The sequence below is a fragment of the Paracoccus limosus genome (assembly GCF_009711185.1).
GTDB classification, from domain to species: Bacteria; Pseudomonadota; Alphaproteobacteria; order Rhodobacterales; family Rhodobacteraceae; genus Paracoccus; species Paracoccus limosus.
In genome coordinates this window covers 25,298-47,443 of record NZ_WMIF01000022.1, presented here as the reverse complement: position 1 = coordinate 47,443, position 22,146 = coordinate 25,298, and the positions used below count along the sequence as shown (strand labels likewise).

22 protein-coding genes are annotated in these 22,146 nt (G+C 66.0%); 9 read left to right on the top strand and 13 right to left on the bottom strand.

The window, feature by feature from the left end; translation table 11 throughout:
• Positions 1-49: 49 nt before the first annotated feature.
• Entirely contained in the window at positions 50-634 is a 585-nt protein-coding gene (locus GL279_RS14475; protein ID WP_155065353.1) for an outer membrane protein, read from the bottom strand.
• Positions 635-870: 236 nt separating this feature from the next.
• On the opposite strand from GL279_RS14475, the gene GL279_RS14470 reads away from it, so the two are divergent.
• Positions 871-1,653 (top strand): 3-hydroxybutyrate dehydrogenase, encoded by a 783-nt coding sequence (locus GL279_RS14470; protein WP_155065352.1) that lies wholly within the window; start codon positions 871-873, stop codon positions 1,651-1,653.
• On the opposite strand, the gene GL279_RS14465 is transcribed toward GL279_RS14470, so the two are convergent.
• The 6 genes from GL279_RS14465 to GL279_RS14440 form a co-directional block, all read right to left on the bottom strand.
• Positions 1,650-2,138 (bottom strand): dihydrofolate reductase, encoded by a 489-nt coding sequence (locus GL279_RS14465; protein ID WP_155065351.1) that lies wholly within the window; start codon positions 2,136-2,138, stop codon positions 1,650-1,652. The two genes, GL279_RS14470 and GL279_RS14465, sit on opposite strands and share 4 nt — an antisense overlap.
• Positions 2,135-2,950: a thymidylate synthase gene (locus GL279_RS14460; RefSeq protein WP_155065350.1), complete on the bottom strand. Its 816-nt coding sequence runs from the start codon at positions 2,948-2,950 to the stop codon at positions 2,135-2,137. The genes GL279_RS14465 and GL279_RS14460 overlap by 4 nt, the downstream gene beginning before the upstream one ends.
• Positions 2,951-3,022: 72 nt before the next feature.
• Positions 3,023-4,192 carry a glycosyltransferase gene (locus GL279_RS14455; RefSeq protein WP_155065349.1) on the bottom strand — a complete coding sequence of 390 codons (1,170 nt, stop codon included), beginning with the start codon at positions 4,190-4,192 and terminating at the stop codon, positions 3,023-3,025.
• Entirely contained in the window at positions 4,189-5,085 is an 897-nt protein-coding gene (locus tag GL279_RS14450; RefSeq protein ID WP_155065348.1) for a glycosyltransferase family 2 protein, read from the bottom strand. The genes GL279_RS14455 and GL279_RS14450 overlap by 4 nt, the downstream gene beginning before the upstream one ends.
• The gene (locus tag GL279_RS14445; protein ID WP_155065347.1) at positions 5,075-6,130 is read right to left on the bottom strand and encodes a glycosyltransferase family 2 protein; all 1,056 of its coding nucleotides are present in this window, start codon (positions 6,128-6,130) and stop codon (positions 5,075-5,077) included. The genes GL279_RS14450 and GL279_RS14445 overlap by 11 nt, the downstream gene beginning before the upstream one ends.
• A 265-nt stretch (positions 6,131-6,395) precedes the next feature.
• The gene (locus GL279_RS14440) at positions 6,396-7,103 is read right to left on the bottom strand and encodes a sugar transferase (protein ID WP_246175327.1); all 708 of its coding nucleotides are present in this window, start codon (positions 7,101-7,103) and stop codon (positions 6,396-6,398) included.
• Between the two features lie 573 nt (positions 7,104-7,676).
• On the opposite strand from GL279_RS14440, the gene GL279_RS14435 reads away from it, so the two are divergent.
• On the top strand, positions 7,677-8,552 hold the full coding sequence (locus tag GL279_RS14435) for a sulfotransferase (RefSeq protein ID WP_155065346.1): 876 nt from the start codon (positions 7,677-7,679) through the stop codon (positions 8,550-8,552).
• Between the two features lie 6 nt (positions 8,553-8,558).
• Here the strand turns inward: GL279_RS14435 and GL279_RS14430 are convergent, their stop codons facing one another.
• From GL279_RS14430 to GL279_RS14410, 5 genes are read right to left on the bottom strand one after another with little or no spacing between them, the layout of a single operon-like run.
• A complete protein-coding gene (locus GL279_RS14430) occupies positions 8,559-9,479 on the bottom strand; it encodes an SMP-30/gluconolactonase/LRE family protein (protein ID WP_155065345.1) in 921 nt (306 codons plus the stop codon).
• Positions 9,480-9,483: 4 nt separating this feature from the next.
• Positions 9,484-10,446, bottom strand: a complete 963-nt coding sequence (locus tag GL279_RS14425; RefSeq protein ID WP_155065344.1) for an ABC transporter permease — start codon at positions 10,444-10,446, stop codon at positions 9,484-9,486.
• Positions 10,443-11,372 (bottom strand): ABC transporter permease, encoded by a 930-nt coding sequence (locus tag GL279_RS14420; protein WP_155065343.1) that lies wholly within the window; start codon positions 11,370-11,372, stop codon positions 10,443-10,445. Before GL279_RS14420 ends, GL279_RS14425 begins: the two co-directional genes overlap by 4 nt.
• Positions 11,369-12,829 carry a sugar ABC transporter ATP-binding protein gene (locus GL279_RS14415; protein ID WP_155065342.1) on the bottom strand — a complete coding sequence of 487 codons (1,461 nt, stop codon included), beginning with the start codon at positions 12,827-12,829 and terminating at the stop codon, positions 11,369-11,371. Before GL279_RS14415 ends, GL279_RS14420 begins: the two co-directional genes overlap by 4 nt.
• Positions 12,830-12,840: 11 nt before the next feature.
• A complete protein-coding gene (locus GL279_RS14410) occupies positions 12,841-13,851 on the bottom strand; it encodes an ABC transporter substrate-binding protein (protein ID WP_155065341.1) in 1,011 nt (336 codons plus the stop codon).
• 229 nt (positions 13,852-14,080) lie between these two features.
• On the opposite strand from GL279_RS14410, the gene GL279_RS14405 reads away from it, so the two are divergent.
• The gene (locus tag GL279_RS14405) at positions 14,081-15,316 is read left to right on the top strand and encodes a GAF domain-containing sensor histidine kinase (protein WP_343039819.1); all 1,236 of its coding nucleotides are present in this window, start codon (positions 14,081-14,083) and stop codon (positions 15,314-15,316) included.
• A complete protein-coding gene (locus GL279_RS14400; RefSeq protein WP_155065340.1) occupies positions 15,313-16,020 on the top strand; it encodes a response regulator transcription factor in 708 nt (235 codons plus the stop codon). The genes GL279_RS14405 and GL279_RS14400 overlap by 4 nt, the downstream gene beginning before the upstream one ends.
• Here the strand turns inward: GL279_RS14400 and GL279_RS14395 are convergent.
• Complete coding sequence (locus tag GL279_RS14395) at positions 16,017-17,003, bottom strand: GntR family transcriptional regulator (protein ID WP_155065339.1); 987 nt, start codon at positions 17,001-17,003, stop codon at positions 16,017-16,019. The genes GL279_RS14400 and GL279_RS14395 overlap by 4 nt on opposite strands.
• Before the next feature lie 102 nt (positions 17,004-17,105).
• On the opposite strand from GL279_RS14395, the gene GL279_RS14390 reads away from it, so the two are divergent.
• From GL279_RS14390 to GL279_RS14370, 5 genes are all read left to right on the top strand, one after another.
• Positions 17,106-18,161, top strand: a complete 1,056-nt coding sequence (locus GL279_RS14390; protein WP_155065338.1) for an Ldh family oxidoreductase — start codon at positions 17,106-17,108, stop codon at positions 18,159-18,161.
• A gap of 111 nt (positions 18,162-18,272) precedes the next feature.
• Positions 18,273-19,049 (top strand): FadR/GntR family transcriptional regulator, encoded by a 777-nt coding sequence (locus GL279_RS14385; RefSeq protein ID WP_343039820.1) that lies wholly within the window; start codon positions 18,273-18,275, stop codon positions 19,047-19,049.
• 43 nt (positions 19,050-19,092) lie between these two features.
• Positions 19,093-20,064, top strand: coding sequence for a sialic acid TRAP transporter substrate-binding protein SiaP (locus GL279_RS14380; protein ID WP_155065336.1), 972 nt, complete (start codon positions 19,093-19,095; stop codon positions 20,062-20,064).
• Positions 20,065-20,123: 59 nt separating this feature from the next.
• Positions 20,124-20,696 (top strand): TRAP transporter small permease, encoded by a 573-nt coding sequence (locus tag GL279_RS14375; protein WP_155065335.1) that lies wholly within the window; start codon positions 20,124-20,126, stop codon positions 20,694-20,696.
• A gap of 4 nt (positions 20,697-20,700) precedes the next feature.
• Positions 20,701-22,107 carry a TRAP transporter large permease gene (locus GL279_RS14370; RefSeq protein ID WP_155065334.1) on the top strand — a complete coding sequence of 469 codons (1,407 nt, stop codon included), beginning with the start codon at positions 20,701-20,703 and terminating at the stop codon, positions 22,105-22,107.
• The last annotated feature ends 39 nt before the right edge of the window (positions 22,108-22,146 follow it).

The window sequence follows — 22,146 nt, the reverse complement described above, 5'->3', positions numbered from 1 at the left end:
AAACGCCCCCGGAATGCGGGGGCGTTCTTTGACAAGATCGGGTCGCGTATCAGAAGTGATAGGCGGCGCGCAGCTGCACCAGATTGGTGTCCAGATCGGCGCCATCGACGTTCGCCACATCCTTGAAGTTGGTGCGCGAATATTCCGCACCCACGGTGACGCGGTCGGTGACCTTGAAGTCGGCGCCGATGCCATAGGTCAGGCCGGTTTCCGAGAGGTCGTCGTCTTTCAGATGCGCGGCGCCCAGGGTGACGTAGGGCATCACGCGGCCAAGGTCATAGCCGGCGCGGGCGCGCAGGCGGACCAGATCGCCCTTGCTGTCCGAGTCCTTGGGGTCGACGCGGTCATAGGACAGCTCGCCGCCGAGGACGTATTTGCCGAAGTCTTTCTGATAGCCGCCGTGGACACCAAAGGCGTCGAAATCGGCGTCGGCCGAGTCGCCTTGGTATTTCAGCTTGGCATTGCCCTTGCCCCACTGACCACCAGCGTAGAAGCCGGACCAGTCGACATCGGTGACCGGGGCGACGGGTTGCTGGGCGATCACGGGCGTTTCCACGACCGGGGCGACATAGCCGCCGGCATGGGCTGCCGAGGCTGCGGTGACAGCGATAGCTGCATAGGCTGCGAGTTTCATGTGAGTCTCGTTTCTCTTCAAAGGTAGCCCCGCTTAGGCCCGCCCCACCGCAGGGGAAAGCCGGGCGGGATCACAAGCGCGGTCACGCGGGTTCAATCGGGCGTGACGCCCTGCGTGAGCATTTCGTGAACCCGGCGTGAGCGGGCGGCCCCGCTTGCTGGGCACGCGCGCGGGCCTTGTGTCGCCCCGTCATATTCCCCATGCTGCGCGCGCAAGATCACGTCGGGAGGTTGGCGATGTTTGAAAAATTCCTGCAAGGCAAGGTGGCGGTGGTGACCGGCTCGAACTCGGGCATCGGTCTTGGCATCGCCGAAGAACTGGCGCGCGCGGGCGCCGATCTGGTCATCAACAGCTTTACCGACCGCGATGAGGACCATGCCCTGGCTGAAAAGCTGGCCAAGGAACACGGCGTCAAGGTGCGCTATATCCAGGCCGATATGTCCAAGGGCGAGGAGTGCCGCGCGCTGATCGAAAAGGCCGGGCAATGCGATATTCTGGTGAACAACGCCGGGATCCAGCATGTCGCGCCGATCGATGAATTCCCGGTCGACAAATGGAACGCGATCATCGCGATCAACCTCAGCTCGGCCTTCCACACCACGGCGGCGGCGTTGCCGATGATGCGCAAGGCCGGCTGGGGCCGCATCGTCAACATCGCCTCGGCGCATGGCCTGACCGCCAGCCCGTTCAAATCGGCCTATGTCGCGGCCAAGCATGGCGTGGTGGGCTTTACCAAGGTCACCGCGCTGGAAACCGCCGAGGAAAAGATCACCGCCAATGCCATCTGTCCGGGCTATGTGCTGACGCCCCTGGTCGAGGCGCAGATCCCTGATCAGATGAAGACTCACAACATGGGCCGCGACGAGGTCATCAAGAAGGTGATGCTGGACCGCCAGCCCTCGCGCGAGTTCGCGACAGTCGAGCAGATCGGCGGCACCACGGTGTTCCTGTGCTCGCCGGCAGCGGATCAGATCACCGGCACGACCATCTCGGTCGACGGCGGCTGGACGGCGCTTTAACGGCGCCGCACCAGTTCGCGATAGGTCGCCGCAGGCGTCCCCTCGGCGCCGCCCGTCAGCGGGCGGCGTGTCAGTTCCAGCCAGTCGCTTTCGTCGAAGGCCGGAAAGAAGGCGTCCGCACCCTCGATATCAAGATCGACCTCGGTCACCAGCAGCCGATCGCTCAGCGGCAGCATGTCGCGATAGATCGCCTGTCCGCCGATGCCCGAAATCCGGGTATAACCCTGCGCCTGTGCCAGCGTGATCGCCTCGGCCACGCTCGGCGCGACATGCTCGGCCAGCCCGGTGTCGCGTGACACCACGATGTTCAGCCGGTTCTTCAGCGGCTTGAACGGCAGGCTGTCCCATGTGCGCCGGCCCATGATGACGGCGCTGCCCAAGGTCTCGCGCTGGAACAGGCGCAGATCCTCGGGGAGGTGCCATGGAATGGTCATGTCCCGACCGATGGCGCCATTGCGCGCGCGTGCCACCACCAGCGAGATCATACCGCCACCGGTGCCTTGATCGTGGGGGCGGGGTCGTAATTCAGAAACTCGAAATCCTCGAAGCGGAAATCAAAGATCGAGCTCACGTCGCGGGTGATGCGCAGCCGGGGCAGGGCGCGGGGTTGGCGCGCAAGCTGGGTTTCGACCTGTTCCAGATGGTTCAGATAGATATGCGCATCGCCCATGGTATGGATGAAATCGCCCGGTGCGTAGCCGGTCACATGCGCCAACATATGCGTCAGCAGCGCATAGGAGGCGATGTTGAAGGGCACGCCCAGAAACATGTCGGCCGAGCGCTGGTAAAGCTGCAGCGACAGACGCCCGTTCTGTACCCGCACCTGCCACAGCGTATGGCAGGGCGGCAGCGCCATCCGGTCGACCTCAGCGGGGTTCCAGGCCGAGACGATCAGCCGCCGCGAATCCGGGGTCTCGCGGATGCGGCGTTCCAGTTCGGCGATCTGGTCCAACTCGCCCACGATGACGCGGCCATTCTCTTCACGCAGGCGCGGCCAGTGGCGCCATTGATGGCCATAGACCGGGCCAAGGTCGCCGTTATCATCGGCCCATTCGTCCCAGATGCTGACGCCATTCTGTTTCAGATAGGCGATATTGGTGTCGCCCGACAAAAACCACAGCAGCTCATGCACGATGGATTTCAGGTGCAGCTTCTTGGTGGTGACCAGCGGAAAACCCTGATCCAGCGAATAGCGGCTTTGCATCCCGAAATGCGAGATGGTGCCGGTGCCGGTGCGGTCGGTCGAGTGGCTGCCCTCGGTCAGCACTGTGCGCAAGGCATCAAGATATTGCCGCATGATTCACTCCTGCCGGTTCGGGACGCATCCGGGACTCAGGGGATAGCAGGCGCAGCCGCCAAGGGCAAAGCCTCAGCGCCCCAGCAGCGCGGGCGCCAGCATCGGCAACAGATCGGCCGGCGACTGCACAAAATCATCCGCGGGACGGGCCAGCAGCCGCGCGCGCGCCTCGGTCAGCGCCGGGACGGGCAGGCGGTCCAGAAGATCGGCCAGCAACTGCGGTTCCGGTGCGGCGATGGTCCAGCCGATGCCGGCCTCGCGGATGCGCTTGCCGGTCTGGGTGCTGTCCAGCGCGACCGAGGGGCAGCCGCACCAGCTGGCCTCATAGATGCGGTTCGGCAGCAGCCAGTCCGAATTGGTGCCGCGCTGCCACATGTCCTGCGCCCAGACCAGATCACAGGCGGCATAGGCCTCGGGCAGGCCGGTCGGATAGGCATAGGCGCCGGTCCAGACGGCGTTCGGGCGCCGGGCCAGTTCGGCGTGGAAATCCTTCAGTGCATGGTCATGCAGCGCGCCGGAAAAGCGGACTTGCAGGCGGTCGCCCATCAGATCGGCGGTGCGCAGCAGCAGTTCGACCGAGGCCTGACAGCGGATCGAGCCGACGAGACCGATGGTGATCGGCCGGTCCGGGCGCGGCGCAGGCTGCGGGCGCAGCAGATGCAGCGCCGGGTCCAGCCAAAGCTTGTTTTCCACCAGCGCCACCGGGCCTTGATAGCCCTGCACCGGGCGGAAGTAATTCTCGGTAAAGCCGGGCGAGGACACGGTGACCAGCGCGGCATTGGCCAGCACCCGCCGCTCGGCCAGACGCATGATCTGGCCCTTGCGGCCCGGCGCGGTCATCAGGTCGTGAATGTCGAGGCATTCATAGACCAATGGTGCCGGACGCTTGCCCGCGCGCAGCGCCGCCAGACGGCGGGCGGCCAGCGCGATCAGCGCCAGATCCAGATTGCGCGCGATGATCAGATCGGCATCGGCCAGGGCGCGCCATTGCGTCATCGCCCGGCGCACGGCATGGCCAAGCCCCAGCGCCCGGCCCTTGATGTCCTGATGCCGCACCAGCCCCAGTTCGACATTCGGCCATTCCGGGGTGAACTCGGGGCTGCCCTCGCGGCGCTGGCAGAATGAGGTGACCTGACAGCCGATGGCACGCAGCGCCCGGATGCGGCGGATCTGCGATGCCTCGGCCACGTCGAAGCCAAAGACCGCGACGCGCAGGCCGGTGGCGGGCAGTTGCGCGTTCATGCCGGGTCGCGCCCGTAAAGCTGGGCCTGCTTGCGCCCGGTCAGCAGCGCGGCGCAGACCCCGCGATGCAATTGCCCGCGCAGATACCAGAAATTGCGCTTGGTCTCGTTTCCGCCGGCCAGCACCTGCCGCAGCGTGCAGTAGCTGGCCTTGCTGCCAGCGCGCAGGAACAGCGACGCGCGCCCCGCCAGCCCTTGGGCGGTCACGGTATGGGTCTGGCCCATGCGGAAACGCCGGTTGGCCTGCCATTGCAGGGTCTGGCGCACAGCTGGCACGGTTTCGCGGGTGACCGCCAGGGGCGCTGCGACCATCTCCATGCCCAGCCGGTTCAGGCGCAGGAAGAACTCAGTGTCCTCGCCGCCGGTGGTGCCGCGCTGGATGTCATAGCGCTGATCCTGCCAGGGCATGCCCTTCCAGCGGATCGCCGCGTTGCCGCTGTTGGCAGTAGGCACACGCTCGGTTTCCGGGAAGGTCGAATGCAGATCGACCTCGCGCACCCATTTCGGGGTTTCTGGCGGATAGTCGGCCAGCACCTTGCCGATGGCGCAACTGGCGCCTGCCGCCTGCGCGGCGGCCAGCAGTTCGGCCAGCCATTGCGGATCGGCGCGTTCGTCATCGTCGATGCTGGCGAACCAGTCGGCGTCGGTCGCCGCATCCAGACAGGCATTGCGCGCGATCGAGATATTGCGCGCCGGCGCGTGGATATAGAGACAGGGAAAGGGCAGGGCGCGCGCCGCCTCGGCCACCACCTGCCGGGCGCTGTCGGTGTCGTCATTGTCAGCCACCACCAGCCGCAGCGAGATGCCGTCAAGCCCCGTCAGCCGGCCCAGCGAGGCGATGGCCTCGGCCACTTCGGGACGGCGAAAGGTGCACATGGTGATGTCAACGCGCATGGTCGGATTCCTTGCGCAGGATGCCCGAGAGGAAACCCGCCCCCCATGGGATATGCATGGCGGCCAGCGCCGGCCCGGCCCAGAGCCCGCACAGGCTGCGGTGCCGCAGAGCCATCGCCAGCGACGATCCGATGAGCACGGTAAGGTAAAGCGCGGGCCATGCCAGCCCCAGTGCGACCATGCCATTGCTGCCCAGAAGCAGCCCCAGCAGCGCCAGCAGCAGGCCGCCACCCAGCAGGATCAGGTTCACCGCCGGCGCGATCTGGCGCAGGCGCGGCGTCATCGCGTGTTTGCGCACGGTGCGCGCACGGCCCCGACCATAGTTCCAGTATTGCCGCGCCAGCGCGCGCGGCGTCGGGCGCATCCAGTAATCCAGCCGCAGATCGGCATCCAGCCAGATCCGGCCGCCGGCCAGCCGGATGCGGTGATCCAGTTCGGCATCCTCGTTATGGCTGAAGCTGGCATCATAGCCGCTGACGCCCCGGAACCATTCAAGGCTCATGGCGCAGTGATGGCCGTGATCGACCTCTTGCGACAGGCGCCCGCCGCGATGCGCCGAGCCGCCCGAGCCGACCTTGGTGTCGACGATCCATGCGGCAGCGCGCTGGAAACAGGTCTGACCGCGCGAATCCATCGGCACCACGACCGAGGCAAACTTACCCGCCACCAGTGCCTCGGCCGCGTGCATGGCATAGCCCGGCGGATAGACGGCATGGGCATCGGCGCGCACCAGCACCCGGTGCTGCGGCCGGGCGCAGAGCGCAACCGCGCGGTTGATGCCGGCCGATTGCAGCCGCTCGGGGTTGTCGATCAGGCGGATATTGGGGAATTTCTGCGCCAGCCGGGTGACGATGGCGCGGGTGTCGTCGCTGCTGCCACCATCGGCGACGATGATATCGGCCCGCTCCAGCCGCGCATCCCCCGTCAGCAGCGAACGCAGGCAGGCGTCGATCGCCTTGGCCTCGTTCAGGGCGGGCACGACGATCAGGATCTCGGCACCCGTCAGGCGTGTATCGGCCTCGGTAATCCGGTCGGGATGGTTCATTGTGCAGATATCATCGCGAGACTGGCGCGACGCCTTTGTTCATGCTTAGATTGAGCCATGATGGTCGGGATTATTCTCTTGGGCATGTGTGCCGGGCTTTTCGCGGGCCTGTCAACATGGCTGCTGTTCGGGGCGGGATGGCTGCTTTCCTTGGCAGTCTTCATCCTGGCCGCGAACCTTGCTGTCTGCGCCATCGCTGTTCTGGTGACGCTGCGCGACGACCGCAAAAGCCGCCGCCGCCGGCAAGGAGATGTCCCGGGGGCAGCTATTTCCCGTTGGGAGCAACGACGACCTTCACGGTCCGGATCAGAATAGACAGATCGCCGGTCAGCGAATGGTCGCGGGCATAATCGCGGTCCAGCCGGACGCGCTGTTCGTAGGAAAGGTTGTTGCGGCCGCTGACCTGCCATGCGCCGGTCACGCCGGGACGCACGGTCTGATAGGCGCCGGCATGATCGCCATAACGCTCGGTCAGCTCGGTCGGGGTCACCGGGCGCGGGCCGACAAGGCTCATGTCGCCGCGCAGGACATTCCACAGCTGGGGCAGTTCATCAAGGCTGGTGCGGCGCAGGGTCTGGCCCAAACGCGTGATGCGCGGGTCATTGTCCAGCTTGTGATGCTCTTCCCATTCCGCGCGGGCGGCAGGGTCGCGCTCCAGCAACTCGCGCAGCCGGGTTTCGGCATCCGGCACCATCGAGCGGAATTTGAAGCAGCGGAAGTGGCGGCCGTCGCGGCCCACGCGCTCGTGACCAAAGATCACGTTGCGGCCCTGCATGCGCACCAGACAGGCCACGAGGCAGATCACCGGCAGCAGCATCGCCGCCACCAGCAGCGCGCCGGTGACGTCAAGGCTGCGCTTGCCATAACGAACATAAAGATTGTTCGGATAAATGCCGCCGGCATCCCTTGCTTCTGCGGATTTCATCCGCCGCTCGATCGACTCGGGCTTGGCTTTGACGGCTTCCGACAACATAGCACTTACCTCGCGCTGCTTTACCCTAAAACACGACCGGCTCGCACGAGATTTTCGATACGGGCCGGATAAATAACAAAGTTTGTGGGCCAAAGTTCTTATTTTGCGTCCGACATGTCAATCACACGGGGCAGCTGCAGGGGCGGTTCGGCGGATTTCTGCTGCGGGTGCGAAAGCGCGCTACTGTGTCGCGGGTAGGCACATTCCAAAGTTGAGTGAGGCATGGGTGTGCCATCCGGGCGCCAGCAACCGGCAGGCGCAGAAGCATAAAAATTTAGAGAATTTTAGCTAATTGCCGTTGCGATTCGCCGATGAGATAACAACCAAAAGTAGAAGACCTGTCCATTTGAGGGTCGGCGGAATATTGCCGATATAAAAAGGTTTATAGGCGGAAATCCGTTCACGGAATAGTTTTGGCGCCGTGAGATGAACGTGTTAGTTTGTTAGGAAGCAAGGGGAAAAGCGGTCCCGGCGGGGGGTGCCGTCGATCACGCCCAGCTCAATCAGCAGCAGCCTGTGACGTTGCGTCACATGTGATTCCGACAGGAATTTACCCGGTCGAAAGGACAGGCAGTGCATCAATCTTTGGCTCTTTGCGCAAGCGGCGATGAGCGCACCTCGGCGGCAGTGGTCGATTTCATCGTCATCGGCGCCATGCGCGCGGGCACTACTATGTTGAATGACCTGCTGGCCCAACACCCCGAGATTGCGATGGCCCGGATGAAGGAAACAGATTTCTTCATCGATACCAAGAATTATCGCCTTGGAACTGATTGGTATGGCTCGCAATTTGCGCCCGGCGCACGGTTGCGTGGCGAGGTCAGCCCCAATTACAGCAAGGCGCGCGACTTTCCCGACGTGCCGCGCCGCATCCATGGCCATTGCCCCGCTGTGCGGCTGGTCTACATGCTGCGCGACCCGGTCGAACGCGCCCTGTCGCATTACGCCCATGGCTGGAGCATGGGGCGAATCACCCTGCTGCCCGACCAGCTGATCGGCGGGCCGCAATACGAAGGCATGGTCGATGCCAGCCGCTATGCCAGGCAGCTGGCGCAATATCACCGGCATTTCCCGGCCGAGCAGATCCTGATCCTTGATTTCGAGTCCTTCCGCGCCGATCCGCAGCCGCATTACGACGCCTTGCTGAGGCATATCGGCGCGGCGCCGATGCCGGTGCCCTCGGCCCGGCGCCAGAACGAAAGCAGCGAGCTGGCGCGGGTGCCCAAGCCTTTGCTCAAGCTGGCGCAGGGGCCGTTGCGCCCGGTTCTGACCCGTGTTTTCAACCCGGCCGTGCGCGGGCAGTTGCGCCGCCTGATGGCGCGTGGCCCGGCCCGCACCCCGCCGGAATTCACCCAGAAGTTGCGCGATCACTTGTGCGACGACCTGACCGAGGATGCCGCGACATTGCGCGCCATGACCGGCCAGGCCTTTCCCGATTGGAGCGTCTGACCGGGATCAGCCCGGCCAGCCGGCGGCGCAGGCATCGACCGCCAGCATGTAAAGGCTGCTGGTCGCGGTGATGAACAGTCGGTTGCCACGCGGGCCGCCAAAGCACAGGTTGGCCACCACCTCGGGGACAAGGATCTTGCCCAGCAGGGTGCCATCGGGGGCAAAGACATGCACCCCATCCGCCGCCGAGGACCACAGATTGCCATTGCCGTCGCAGCGGATGCCATCGGGCAGGCCGGCGTCGATACGGGCGAATTCGCGCCCGTTCGCCAGCCCCTCGCCGGTGACGTCATAGACCCGGATCACCGGCGGCACGGCGGCATCATGGCTTGCGCCGGATTCCGCGATATAGAGCAGCCGCTCATCGGGCGAAAAGCACAGCCCGTTCGGCTGGGCAAAGTCGCGGCAGACCGCCACGGCCGCGCCGCCTTCGGGCGGGATGCGCCAGACATGGCTGCCGGGCTGTTCGGGATCGGCCTTGTAGCCTTCGAGGTCCGACAGGATGCCGTAGGTCGGATCGCTGAACCAGACCGAGCCGTCGGATTTGACCACCACGTCATTGGGCGAATTCAGCCGCTTGCCATCGGCATGGCTGGCCAGCGTGGTCAGGCTGCCGTCGGCTTCGGTCCGGGTGACGGCGCGCAGCCCGTGGTGACAGGTCAGCAGCCGGCCCTGCGGATCGCGGGTATTGCCGTTGGAATAGCCGGAATCCTCGCGAAAGATGCTGCAGCCAGTCTGCGCGGTCCAGCGGATCATCCGATGCGCCGGGATGTCCGAGAACAGCAGCATCTGCGCCGCCGGGAACCATGCCGGCCCCTCGGCCCATTCAAAGCCCTGACCGATCTGTTGCAGCTGGGCATTGGGGTGGATCAGGGCACGAAAGCGCGCGTCGCGCTGGTCATAGATGGATGGTTTCACGCAGGACATGGGCTCAGCCCTTTCTGCCGCTGGCGGCGGCGACGATGGCGATGATGATGACCCCGGTCAGCAGCAGGCGCACGCCGGCCCCCAGCCCGTAAGAGTTCAGCATCGAGACGATCAGATACATGAAGAGCGCGCCGGCCCAGATGCCGGGCACGTTGGAGTTGCCCCCGGCGATGGACGAGCCGCCGATGACGGTGACGGCGATGGACATCAGCAGGAACTCGGCCCCCATGTTCAGCGCGGCCCCGCCCGAGAAACAGGCCAGCAGAAAGCCGGTCAGCCCCGCCATGGTGGCGCAGATCACATAGGTCATCGCGCTGATGCGGGCCACCGGGACGCCGGCCAGACGCGCGGCGCGCGGGTTCTGCCCGATGGCCGAAACCCTGCGGCCAAAGCCCGAGCGGTTCAGCAGCACCCAAAAGCCAACGCTGACCGCCAGCGCCGCCCAGGCAAGGTTCGGCATGCCAAGAAGCGCGCGGCCGGTGGTGAAATCGGCCAGAACCTCTGGCGGCTTGATGCGCAGCCCGCGGTTCGACCAGATCGCCAGCGACTGATACAGAAAGCTGGCCGAAAGCGTGGCGATGATCGGCGGAATGCGCAGCAGCCGGATCAGCGTGAAGTTCGCCACACCCACGGCGGCGCCGATCAGCAGGGCCGCGGCAAGTCCCGCCAGCACGATCAGCGCGACCGGCCCGGTCATACCGCCCATCAGCTTCAGCGACAGCGTGGCGGCCAGCGTCATCGTGGCCGGGATCGACAGGTCGGTATTGCCCGGTCCCATGGTGATGACCAGCATCTGGCCCAGCCCGGTCAGCACCGAGAAGCTGCCGAATGTCAGTGCCGCGACCAGCAGCGCCATGCCGCCGCCTCCGCCGCCGACCGACAGCGACCATGTCGCCAGAAAGGCCGCAAAGGCCGCCATCCACGCCCAGAACCAGGGCGCGCGGTGCAGGGAAAGCATCTGGGTCATGCGCGTTTCTCCGCCTGACGCACCAGCAGCCGCGCGGCCAGCACCAGGATCAGGATGGCGCCCTGCGCACCGATCTGCCAATCGGGCGACAGGCGCAGAAAGGACAGAAAGCTGCCGGCCAGCGTCAGCGTCAGCGCGCCGATGACGGCGCCGACGGGCGAGATGCGGCCGCCGGTGAACTCGCCCCCGCCCAGGATCACCCCGGCGATGGACAAGAGCGTGTAGCGCAGCGCGATATTGGCATCGCCCGATGTGGTCAGCCCGACCAGCGCCATGCCCGACAGCACGGCAAAGATCCCGGCAAGCCCATAGGCCGAGGCGCGCAGCGCCACGGTCGAGCGACCCGAGCGGGACACCGCGCGCGCATTGCCGCCCAGAGCCCGCAGCCGGACGCCAAAGCTTGAGCGCATGATCAGCAGATGCGCGACGGTCGCGATCAGGACGCTGGCGACGATGGCCATGGGAAACAGCGGGGGCTTCGATTTCATCAGCCAGACCAGCCAGCCGGGCGCGGTGCCGCCGGGCGAAGGCAGGATCAGCACCGCCGCGCCGCCCCAGACAAAGGACATGCCCAATGTGACGACGATGGCGGGCAGCTGCCGGATCTCGATCAGCGCGCCCAAAGCGGCATAGGCCAGCACGCAGCCCGCCAGAAGCAGCACGCCAAGGGCCGGATTGACCGGCAGGATTGCGGCGGTGATGCAGGCGGCCAGACTGACAAAGGCGCCCATCGACAGGTCGATGTCATTGACCATGATGATGATCATCTGCGCGATGGTCGCCAGCGCGATCGGCACGGCAAGATTGAACAGCAGGTTGATGCCGACATAGCTCATGGCGCGCGGTTGCAGCCAGAACACGGCGACGATCAGCACGACCAGCGACAGCACCGGCAGCGCAAGGCGCGGGTTGATCAGGCGGGTCATGCGGCGGTCTCGCCGAATTCGAAACTGGCGGCCAGCACGTTTTCCTCGGTGATCTGGTCACCTTCCAGCTCGGCCGAGATGGCGCCGTCGCGGAATACGAACACGCGGTCGCAGTTGCGGATCTCGTCCATTTCGGTCGAATACCACAGGAAGGTGCGGCCCTGCGCGGCCTCTTGGCGGATCATCTCATAGACCTCGGTCTTGGTGCCGATATCGACGCCGCGCATCGGATCGTCCATGACGATCACCGGCGCCGTGGTGGCCAGCGCGCGGGCGAACAGCGCCTTTTGCTGGTTGCCGCCCGAAAGCGACAGGATCGGGTTGCCCATATCGGGGGTGCGGATGCCGATGCGCTTGCGCCAGCTTTCGCCGATCTCGGTCTCGCGGTGCTGGTCGATCAGGCCGGAACGGGTCAGCCGGTCCAGCATCGCCAGCGACAGGTTGCGGCGGATCGACCAGACCGGCATGACGCCGTCGCGGCGCCGGTCGCCGGCGACAAAGGCCGCGCGCGGATCTGCCGCGCCACGCCAGTCCGAACTTTGCGACAGGTAGAACCGCGCCAGGGCCTCGGCCTGACCATGGCCGGCCAGCCCGGCCAGCCCGACGATCTCGCCCTTGCGGGCCTCGATGCCTTCGGGGGTGCGCAGGATGGCCTTGGCGCGGTCGCCCAGATTGCGCGGGGCTGTGGCGGCACTGCTGTCAGAGTGATCATCTGCCGCGACATGGCCCATCGCATCGACAAGGCTCTGGCGGGTAAAGGCATCGGCGGGACGGTCGGCGATATTGCGCCCGTCACGCATCACCACGATGCGCGTCGCCACGTCAAAGATCTCGCCCATCATATGCGAGATGAAGACGACCGCGCCGCCCTCGGCGCAGAAACGCCGCACATGGGCCAGCAACTGCGCCGCGATCGAGGCGTCCAGCGATGAGGTCGGCTCGTCCAGCACCACCAGCCGGGCCGGGGTCGCGCCTTCGGAAAAGCCGATGGCGATCTCGACCATCTGCTGCTCGGCCAGCGTCATGTCATGGACCAGCGCCTCGGGGCGGATGCGATGGCCGGGAAAGACTGCATCCAGCGCCCGGCCGATGCGCCCGGCGGCGCGGGCGCGCCAGCCCGGCCCGGTCAGGTCGCGCTGCACCACGGACAGGTTTTCCAGGACAGTCAGGTTCGGGCAAAGCGTGCCCTCTTGCGAGATGGCGCGGATGCCGGCCGCCAAAGGCCCCTCGGCGCCCGGATAGTCGACCCGCCCCTGCGAGGGTGCAAAGAGGCCGGTGATCAGGTTCACCAGCGTCGATTTCCCGGCGCCGTTATGGCCGACCAGCCCAAGACATTCGCCCGGGCTGATCAGCAGATCCACATGGTCCAGCGCCTTGACCGGCCCGAACGCCTTGCCGGCGCCGTCAAGCCGCACGATGGCCGGTGCCGGGGCGTTTGCCCCGGTCCGGTTGGTCATCTGCGTCCCCATTACTTGGTTCCGGCGATCACTTTCTGGGCGTCTTCCAGCGTGTAATCCACGTTGGTGACGCCGCCTTCGGGCGTGTCCTTCAGTGCCTGATCCAGCGTGTCCGGCGTGACCGACAGGAAGGGAACGGTCAGGTCCTTGGGCACATCCTTGCCATCCAGAATCTGCTGCGCCACCCAGAAGGCCAGCGTCGAGACGCCGGGCGCGATCGAGGTCGAGACGGTCTCATAGCCGTTCTTGGCGCGCTGCTCGCCCCACCATTTCAGCTCGTCCTGACGGTTGCCCATGATGATGATCGGGGTCGGACGGCCGGCGGCGGCAAAGGCCTGCGCCGCGCCATAGCCGTCACCGCCCTGCGTCACCACAGCCGCAATCTCGGGCAGCGAAGGCAGGATGCCCGCGACGGCCTTTTGCGCCACATCCTGCGCCCAGTCGCCGTTCACGCTGCCGACGATCTTGAACTTGGGATTGGCCTTGACCGCCTCTTCGATGCCGGCGTGGATCTGGTCATCGACCGAGACCCCGGCCAGACCGCGGATCTCCAGCAGGTTGCCGCCCTCGGGCAGGCGCTTTTCCAGATAGGCGATCTCATTGGCGCCCATCTTCTTGAAATCGACCGCGACGCGCCATGCGCAGGGCTCGGTCACGACGCCGTCGAAGGACACGACGGTGATGCCGGCATCGCAGGCTTCCTTGATGGCGCCGTTCAGCGCGGTGGGCGAGGCCGAGTTGATGACGATGGCGTCATAGCCTTGCAGGATCATGTTCTGGATCTGCGCGGCCTGTTCGGTCGCCTGATTCTCGGCGGTGGTAAAGGCATCCGCGCCGCCGACCACGCCATCGGCGACCGCCTTGTCGGTCACGCGCTTCCAGCTTTCCAGCATCGCCTGACGCCAGCTGTTGCCGGCGTAGTTGTTCGACAGCGCGATGCGCTTGCCCGAGGTGTCGGCCAAGGCGCCGCCGCCCATGGCCAGCACCATGGCGGCCGTCACAAGCAATCCCTTGCGGGTCATGTTCTCTCTCCCTGTCAGTGCAAGGCGCTCTCCCCAGCGCCCTTTCTCGGGGGCAAGCATAGGGGGCAGGGACGGGATCATGCAAAGTCCGCGGGGTGGTCATTCCTGCAGGTCTCCGCGAGTCGTTTGCGGGAACCCGCAAGCGCCGCCCGCATTGACTTGGCCGGTGTAGCGGTGTTGTGGCACAAGGATCGCAACGCGATCAGGGGCCGTGGGGAGGCGGCGCGCCGTGCAAGCCAGTCCTGACACCCCGCCGGCCGAGCTGCCCGAGCTTGACCCGCCCGAATTCGACCCGGCACCGCTGCTGCCGCATCTGTTCCGCATCTCGCGCGCGCTGGCGGGGCGGCTGGATTTCCTGTCGGCGATACAGGCCGTCGCGCAAGAGATGCGGCTGTTTCTGCCCTATGACCATCTCGATCTGTGCCTGCTGCGCCATGACGGGCGACTGTCGGCGGCCTATGAGACCGGGATCGACACCGCATGGGGCCGCTCGGGCGTGGTCGATGTCCAGCGCAGCCCGATCCGCGCCCTGCTTTGTGGCGAGGTCGGCCATCTGCTGACCGATGATGCGACGCTGGACCCGCGCTTTCACTTTCCGGGCGCGCTGACCGATCCGATCCATGACCACGACCTGCGCGCGCGGGTGCATGTGCCCCTGGTGGTGGCCGATGGCATTATCGGCGCGCTCAGCATCTCGCGCTTTGCGGCGGGGCGCTATGGTGCGGCGGATGTGGCGGCGGCGCGCTATGTCGCCGATCTGATCTCGCCCTATGTCTTTGCCCTGCGCGAGGCCGAGCGGTCGCGTCAGGCCGCCATCGTCGAGGCCGAGGCCCGCGCCCGCGAAGAAGGGCTGCGGCTGGGCGCGCGCGACCTGACGCAGGCTCTGGAGCAGGAACGCCAGCGCATCGGCATGGATCTGCACGACCAGACGCTGGCCGATCTGTCGCGGCTGATGCGCGATCTGTCGCGGCCGCGCCTGCTGGATGCCGAGGCGGTGCTGGCGCGGCTGGACGATTGCGTGGCCGACCTGCGGCGCATCATCGACACCGCCGTGCCCTCGATCCTTGAGATGTTCGGCTTTGCCCATGCCGTCCGGGTGCATCTGGAACGCGCCGGCGGCAGCGCACTGGTCGAGGTGCGCGACGAAAGCCGCGGCGCGCTTGACGCGCTGGAGCCGGTGGCGCGGATCGCGTTGTTCCGCATCGTGCAAGAGGCGATCAACAACGCCGGCCGCCATGCCCGCGCCAGCCGCATCGACGTGCGCATTGCCGCCGAGCCGCGGCTGCGCATCACCGTGGCCGATGACGGCTGCGGCCTGCCCGAGGAAGTCCGCCGCACCCGCCGCAAGGGCGGGTTGTCGCATATGCGCACCCGCGCCCAGTTGATCGGCGCCCGGCTGTCGGTGCGCTCGGGGCGGACCGGCACTAGCGTCTCGGTCAGCCTGCCGCAGGGAGATCAGCCATGAAGGTGCTTCTGGTCGAGGACGATCCGCTGCACGCGGCCTTTCTGCGCGATGCAGTTGATCAGGCGCTGCCCGAGGTCGAGCAGGTGCTGACCGCCGAAAACGGCCGCGAGGGCGAGGCCATGGCCCGCAAGGGCGTTGGCGCCGTGGTCATGGACCTGCAGATGAAAGAGCGCAACGGCATCGACGCGGCCCGCACCATCTGGTCCGAACGCCCCGAGACCCGGATCCTGTTCTGGTCGAACTATGCCGATGAGGCCTATCTGCGCGGGCTCAGCCGCATCGTGCCACCCGGCTCGCCCTATGGCTATGTGCTCAAGACCGCGCCGGTGCAGCGGCTGCATCTGGCGATGCGCGCCGTGCTGATCGAGGGGCAGGTGCTGGTCGACCGCGAGATCCACCGCCTGCAACAGCGCCAGTCGCGCCCGGCGCTGGCGCTGAACGAAAGCGAATATGCCGTGCTTCTGGACATGGCGCTGGGCCTGCCCGACCGCGAGATCGCGCGCAGGCGCGGCATGTCCGAACGCACGGTGCAAAACCGGCTGCTGTCGCTTTACGACAAGCTGGCGGTCGATCTGCAGAACGCGGCGCTGGGCGTGAACAAGCGCAACCGCGCGGTGGCCTGCGCGCTGATCAGCGGCGCGCTGAACGTCGAGGCGCTGCGCATCGCCGAACGCGAGATGCAGGACTGGCTGACGCGGGGCTAAAGCCGGGCGATCCATGGCAGCGGTGCGGGAGCGGGCATGTCCTGCATCGCCTCGATCCGCAACAGCGCCCGCCGGCGCGAGATGCGCAGATGCGCCACCAGCGCCGCCTTGGCCCGCGCGATGTCGCCCTGTCGCAGATGTTCGACGATTTCCAGATGTTCGTCCAGAAAGGGCTCGGTGCCGAACAGGTCCAGCGTCCATTGGTAAAGATAATGATGCGCCACCAGAATCGCCTGCGGCACGGCGATGGCGCGCATCAGCGCCACATTGCCGCAATGGCCCAGCAGCTCGACATGCAGCCGCTGCTCCAGCTGGTCCAGCAGGGCGCCGTCGCGGGCGGCATCCGGCGCCTTGGCCGCGCGCAGCTCGGCCGCCATGCGGTCCAGAAAACAGGCCGGCAGATGCGGTGCGGCCCGCTCCATCGCCAGCGGTTCCAGAATCCAGCGCAGCTCGTAAAGCTCGTGCATGCTGGCGGCGCTTAGTGCCGGCGCGATCCAGCGGCCGCTGCCATCCTTGCGGATGATGCCGCGCTGATGCAGCCGGGCGGCGATCTCGCGCGCGACGGTGCGGCTGGTGCCGTAATGGCGCGCCAGCACCGCCTCGTTCAGCCGCCAGTCGCCAAGCGCGGCGCGGGCGATCACCGCCATTTCCACCTCGGGATAAAGCATGTCGCTGCTGGAACGCGGCGCCAGCCGCTGCGGCTGGCGCTGGGGGCCGGGTGCCGGACTGGTCGCGGGCAGGGGCGGCGGGCTGCAGACATGATAGCGCCCGGCGACGCTGCGCGACAGCAGGCCCTGTGCCTCCAGCGCCTCCAAAGCCTGCCGGGCCGGGGCGCGGCTGATGCCGAAACGGCGGGCGATTCCCGGCTGGGTCAGCGGCGCGCCATCGCGTAGCGCGCCGCTGGCGATCTCTCGCGCCAGGGCCTCGGCGGCAAGCTGGTAAAGGCGCGGGGCAATGCCCGGAGATGGCGGTTGCGTCGGCATGGCGATCCTTTCGCGACAGTTTGCCCGGCCTGCATCCAAAGGACAATTGCCCCTTTGCGACAGTTGTGTCTAGTGTATGCACTGAACATATCAGGGGGCGTCATGACTGACAAGGAACGCATCTTACTGCCGGCGCTGGATCACTTTTGCCGCACCGTTTTTACCGCCTGCGGTGCCGATGCCCGCACGGCCGATGCCGCGACCCGCGCGATGATGCATGCCACCACGCTGGGCGTGGACAGCCATGGCGTGCGGCTGCTGGGCCATTACATCGCCGGGCTGGAAGGCGGGCGGCTGAACCGCCATCCGGACGTGCGCCGCGTCGGCGGTCTGGGCGCGGTCGAGACGATCGACGCCGATCACGCGCAGGGTGCCGTCGGCGCCTATGCCGGGATGGAGCGCGCCGTTGCGCTGGCCGGGCAGTTCGGCATCGGCGCGGTGGCGATCCGCAACAATTCGCATTTCGGCCCCGCCGGCGCCTATGCGGTCGAGGCCGCGCGGCACGGCATGATCGGCATCACCTTCTGCAATTCGGACAGTTTCGTGCGCCTGCACGAGGGGGCCGCGCGCTTTCACGGCACCAATCCGATTGCGGTCGCGGCCCCTGTCGCGGGCGGCGATCCCTGGCTTCTGGACATGGCGACCAGCGCCATTCCGCAAAACCGGGTCGAGCTTTATCAAAGCCTTGGGTTGGATCTGCCGCCCGGCACCGCCTCGGACGCGCAGGGGGCTGATACGCGCGATCCGAACCTGACCGATATGCTGGCGCCTTTGGGGGCGGCCTTTGGTTTCAAGGGCGCGGCGCTGGCCGGCGTGGCCGAGATCTTTGGTGCCGTGCTCAGCGGCATGCGGCTCAGCTTCGACATCCTGCCGATGGGCGGGCCGGATTTCGCCACGCCGCGCCAGATGGGCGCCTTTGTGCTGGCCGTGAACCCCGAGGCCTTTTTGCCGCGCGCCGAGTTCGATGCCGGCATGCGGCGCTATCTGCAGGTGCTGCGCCATTCGCCGGCGCGGCCCGATGCCCGCGTCATGGCACCGGGCGACCGCGAGTGGGACATGGCGGCGCTGCGCCGGCGCGAGGGGGTGATTCTGGACCCGGTGACCGCGCGCCAGTTCCGCGATCTGGCCCGACGCTATGGGCTGCCTGAACCGGTCTGACCGAAATCCCCGCGCGGTGATGCCGGCAACCTATTGAAAAACCGTATCTCTGCGGCGGACCAGATGGGAGAGCTACGAAAATCTTCTTGACGCTGCGGCTGACAGCTTTCTATCGTCCAGATTGGTCAAACCAGTTGGCCGCGCCGGGGGAGCGGCGCGTCACCGGATCAGGAGGGCCAGCTGCTGTTCAACGTATCCCGCCCGCACCGGCAATATCGTCTGGTTGCCGATCAGATTCTGGGCCTGATCGCGTCCCGGAATTTGCAGCCGGGCGACCGGCTGCCCTCGGAACGCGACCTTGCCGAACAGATGAGCGTGTCGCGCCCCTCGCTGCGCGAGGCGCTGATCGCCCTTGAGGTCGAGGGCCGGGTCGAGATCCGCATGGGCTCGGGCGTCTATGTCGCCGCAGGCGGCGCCGAGGCCGCGCGGCTGGAGCCGGGCGACGAGGTCGATGGCCCGGTCGAACTGTTGCAGGCGCGCTGCCTGCTGGAAAGCGCCATCGCCGAAGAGGCGGCGCGCCATGTCACGCCAGAGTTCATCGCCCGGCTGGATGCCTGCCTGCTGCGCATGTCCGATGCCGTGCATGACCGCGCGCTGGCGATCCAGCTGGACGGCAGCTTTCATGTCGAGATCGCGCAGGCCACCGGCAATTCGGTGCTGGCCAGTTTCGTTGCCACCACCTTCGAGCGGCGGCTGACGCCGATCTTTGCCCGCTTCTCGACGCATTTCGAGGGGCCGCGGACGTGGCGGCTGGCGATCGCGGAACATGGCGCGATCCGCGATGCCATTGCCGAGGCCGATCCCGCCGGTGCGCATGAGGCGATGCGCCACCACCTGACGCAATCGCAGCGCCGCTTCACCGAAAGCCTGCTGGCCGAGCCCGGCTAGCACCCGACGTCGAAAAAAACCGAATGCTCATGGGAGGAGTAGCATGAAGTTCACCATCAAGACCCTGCTGGGGGTGGCCGCGCTGATGGCCAGCGCCGCCGTCGCTCAGGCGCAGACCACGCTGAAATGGGCGCATGTCTATGAGATGAGCGAGCCGTTCCACACCGAATCCGTCTGGGCGGCCGAGGAAATCGCCAAGCGCACCGATGGCCGCTACAAGATCGACGTCTTTCCCGCCTCGCAGCTGGGCAAAGAGGCCGATCTGAACCAGGGCCTGAAACTGGGCACGGTCGATATCATCATCTCAGGCTCCAGCTTTGCCTCGCGCGAATACAAGCCGATTGGCGTGACCTATTACCCCTATATCTTTCGCGATCCGGCGCATCTGATCGCCTATACCAAAAGCGATGTCTTCAAGCGGCTGGCCGGCGGCTATGAAAAGGCCTCGGGCAACCACATCACCGCGGTGACCTATTACGGCACCCGCCAGACCACGGCGAACAAGGAAATCAAGACCTGCGCCGATCTTGACGGCGTCAAGATGCGGGTGCCGGACGTGCCGGCCTATCTGGCGATGCCGCGCGCCTGCGGTGCCAATACCACGCCCATCGCCTTTGCCGAGGTCTATCTGGCGCTGCAGAACGGCACCGTCGATGCGCAGGAAAATCCGCTGACCACCATCGAGGCGAAGAAGTTCTACGAGGTGCAAAAGAACATCGCCCTGACCGGCCATATCGTCGACCACCTCAATACCGTGGTGTCGAAAGGCCTGTGGGCCAGCCTCTCGGATGAGGACAAGCAGATCTTCAGCGAGGTGATGATGCAGGCCGCCGAGCGCGCGACCAGGATCGTCGAGGACCGCGAGGCCGCGCTGGTCGACAAGTTCCGCAAGGACGGCATCAACGTCACCGAGGTCGACAAGGCCGATTTCGAACGCAACGTGCTGGAAAAACAGCCGGTCGAATCCTTTGGCTACCAGCTTGCCGATTACGAGGCGATCCGCGCCGTCCAGTAAGGGCCGCCGGCCCGGGCCCCGCCGCCCGGGCCCTTTCCCGACATTCAGGAGCAACCCAAATGGCTGATCAGGAACACGCCCTTCTGAGCGTGGAAGAGATGGCGCATGCCTTCGAGGATGAATCCGGCCCGGTGGACCTGTCGCCCTATGCGCCCGAGGACTGGCTGACGCTGGCCGTGTTCTGGGGCATGGCGCTGTGCATCTTTCTGCAATTCTTTACCCGCTACGCGCTGAACAACAGCCTCGCCTGGACCGAGGAGATCGCGGCGAATTGTCTGGTGGTGGTGGTCTTCATGGGCTCGGTCATGTGCGTGCGGCTGTGCCGGCACATCACCGTGGATCTGATCTACAATTTCCTGCCCCGGCCGGTCAGCCGCGCGCTGCAGGTGGCGGTGGACGCCATCGTGATCGGCTTTTTCGGGTATATGAGCTGGCTCTTGTGGCGCTATATCGCCATCGTCGGCGATGAGCGCATGGTGACCGTCGACCTGCCGCGCGGCGTGGTCTTCTACACCGTATTCGCGGCCTTCGTGATGATGCTGCTGCGCGCTTTGCAGAATTTCTACAAGGACATGACCCGCAGCAAGACGGTCCGCGAAGAAGCGGCCGAAAGCGGCATCGAGGGAATTTGACACCATGCTTTTGCTGATCGGATCTGTCCTGCTGTTCATGTGCATCGGCGTGCCGGTGGCGGTCGCCATGGCCGTGGCCTCGCTGATGTATCTGGGCATCTACAATGTCGCCCCCGACATCATCGCCGCGCAGCGCATGATCGCCGGGGTCGAAAGCTTTCCGCTGATCGCCGTGCCGTTCTTTATCCTTGCCGGCAACCTGATGAATATCGCCGGCGTCACCGGCCGGATCTATCACTTTGCCCTGTCGCTGGTCGGCTGGATGAAGGGGGGGCTGGCGCAGGTCAACATCATCGGCTCGGTGGTGTTTTCGGGCATGTCGGGCACGGCGCTGGCCGACGCCGCCGGCATCGGCACCATCGAGATCAAGGCGATGAAGGACCACGGCTATCCGGTCGAGGCCGCCGTCGGCGTCACCGCCGCCTCGGCAACGCTGGGGCCGATCTTTCCGCCCTCGCTGCCCTTCGTGATCTACGGGATGATGGCCAATACCTCGATCGGGGCATTGTTCATGGCCGGGATCGTGCCGGGCATCGTGATGACGGTGCTGATGATGCTGACGGTCTATGTCTTTGCCCGGCGCAAGGGCTGGGGCTCGGACACGCCCTTCGATCTCAGGGAGCTGCTGGGGTCGGGGCTTGAGGTGATCATCGTGCTGAGCTTTCCGCTGGCGATCTATCTGCTGGTGATGGCGGGGCTGTCGGTGAACCTTGCGGTGCTGGTCGGGCTGACGGCGCTGATCGTGCTGGACTGGTATTTCGACTGGCACGCGGTCATGGCGCTGATGGCGCCGGTGCTGCTGATCGGCGGCATGACCATGGGCTGGTTCACCCCCACCGAGGCCGCCGTCGCCGCCGTGATCTGGTCGCTGTTCCTGGGGCTGGTGCGTTACCGGACCATGACCTTCAAGGGGCTGGCCAAGGCCACCTTCGACACGATCGAGACCACCGCCTCGGTCCTGTTCATCGTCACTGCCGCCTCGATCTTTGCCTGGCTGCTGACGGTCAGTCAGGCGGCGCAGATGTTTGCCGATCTGATGTTTTCGATCACCGACAACTGGTGGACCTTTCTGATCATCGTCAACATCATCCTGCTGGTGCTGGGCGCGTTTCTGGACACGATCGCGGCGATCTCGATCCTGGTGCCGATCCTGCTGCCGATCGCGGTCAAATATGGCGTCGATCCGGTGCATTTCGGGCTGATCGTGACGCTGAATCTGATGATCGGTCTGCTGCATCCGCCACTGGGCATGGTGCTGTTCGTGCTGGCGCGGATCTCGAAGATGTCGGTCGAGCGCACGGCCATGGCGATCCTGCCGTGGCTGGTGCCGCTGGTGATCGCGCTGGTGCTGATCACCTTCATCCCGGCGATCAGCCTGTGGCTGCCGACCCGAATGGGGCTGATCCGCTAGGCGATGAACTGCGACCCATGCGGCGAGCGGCTGCCGTCG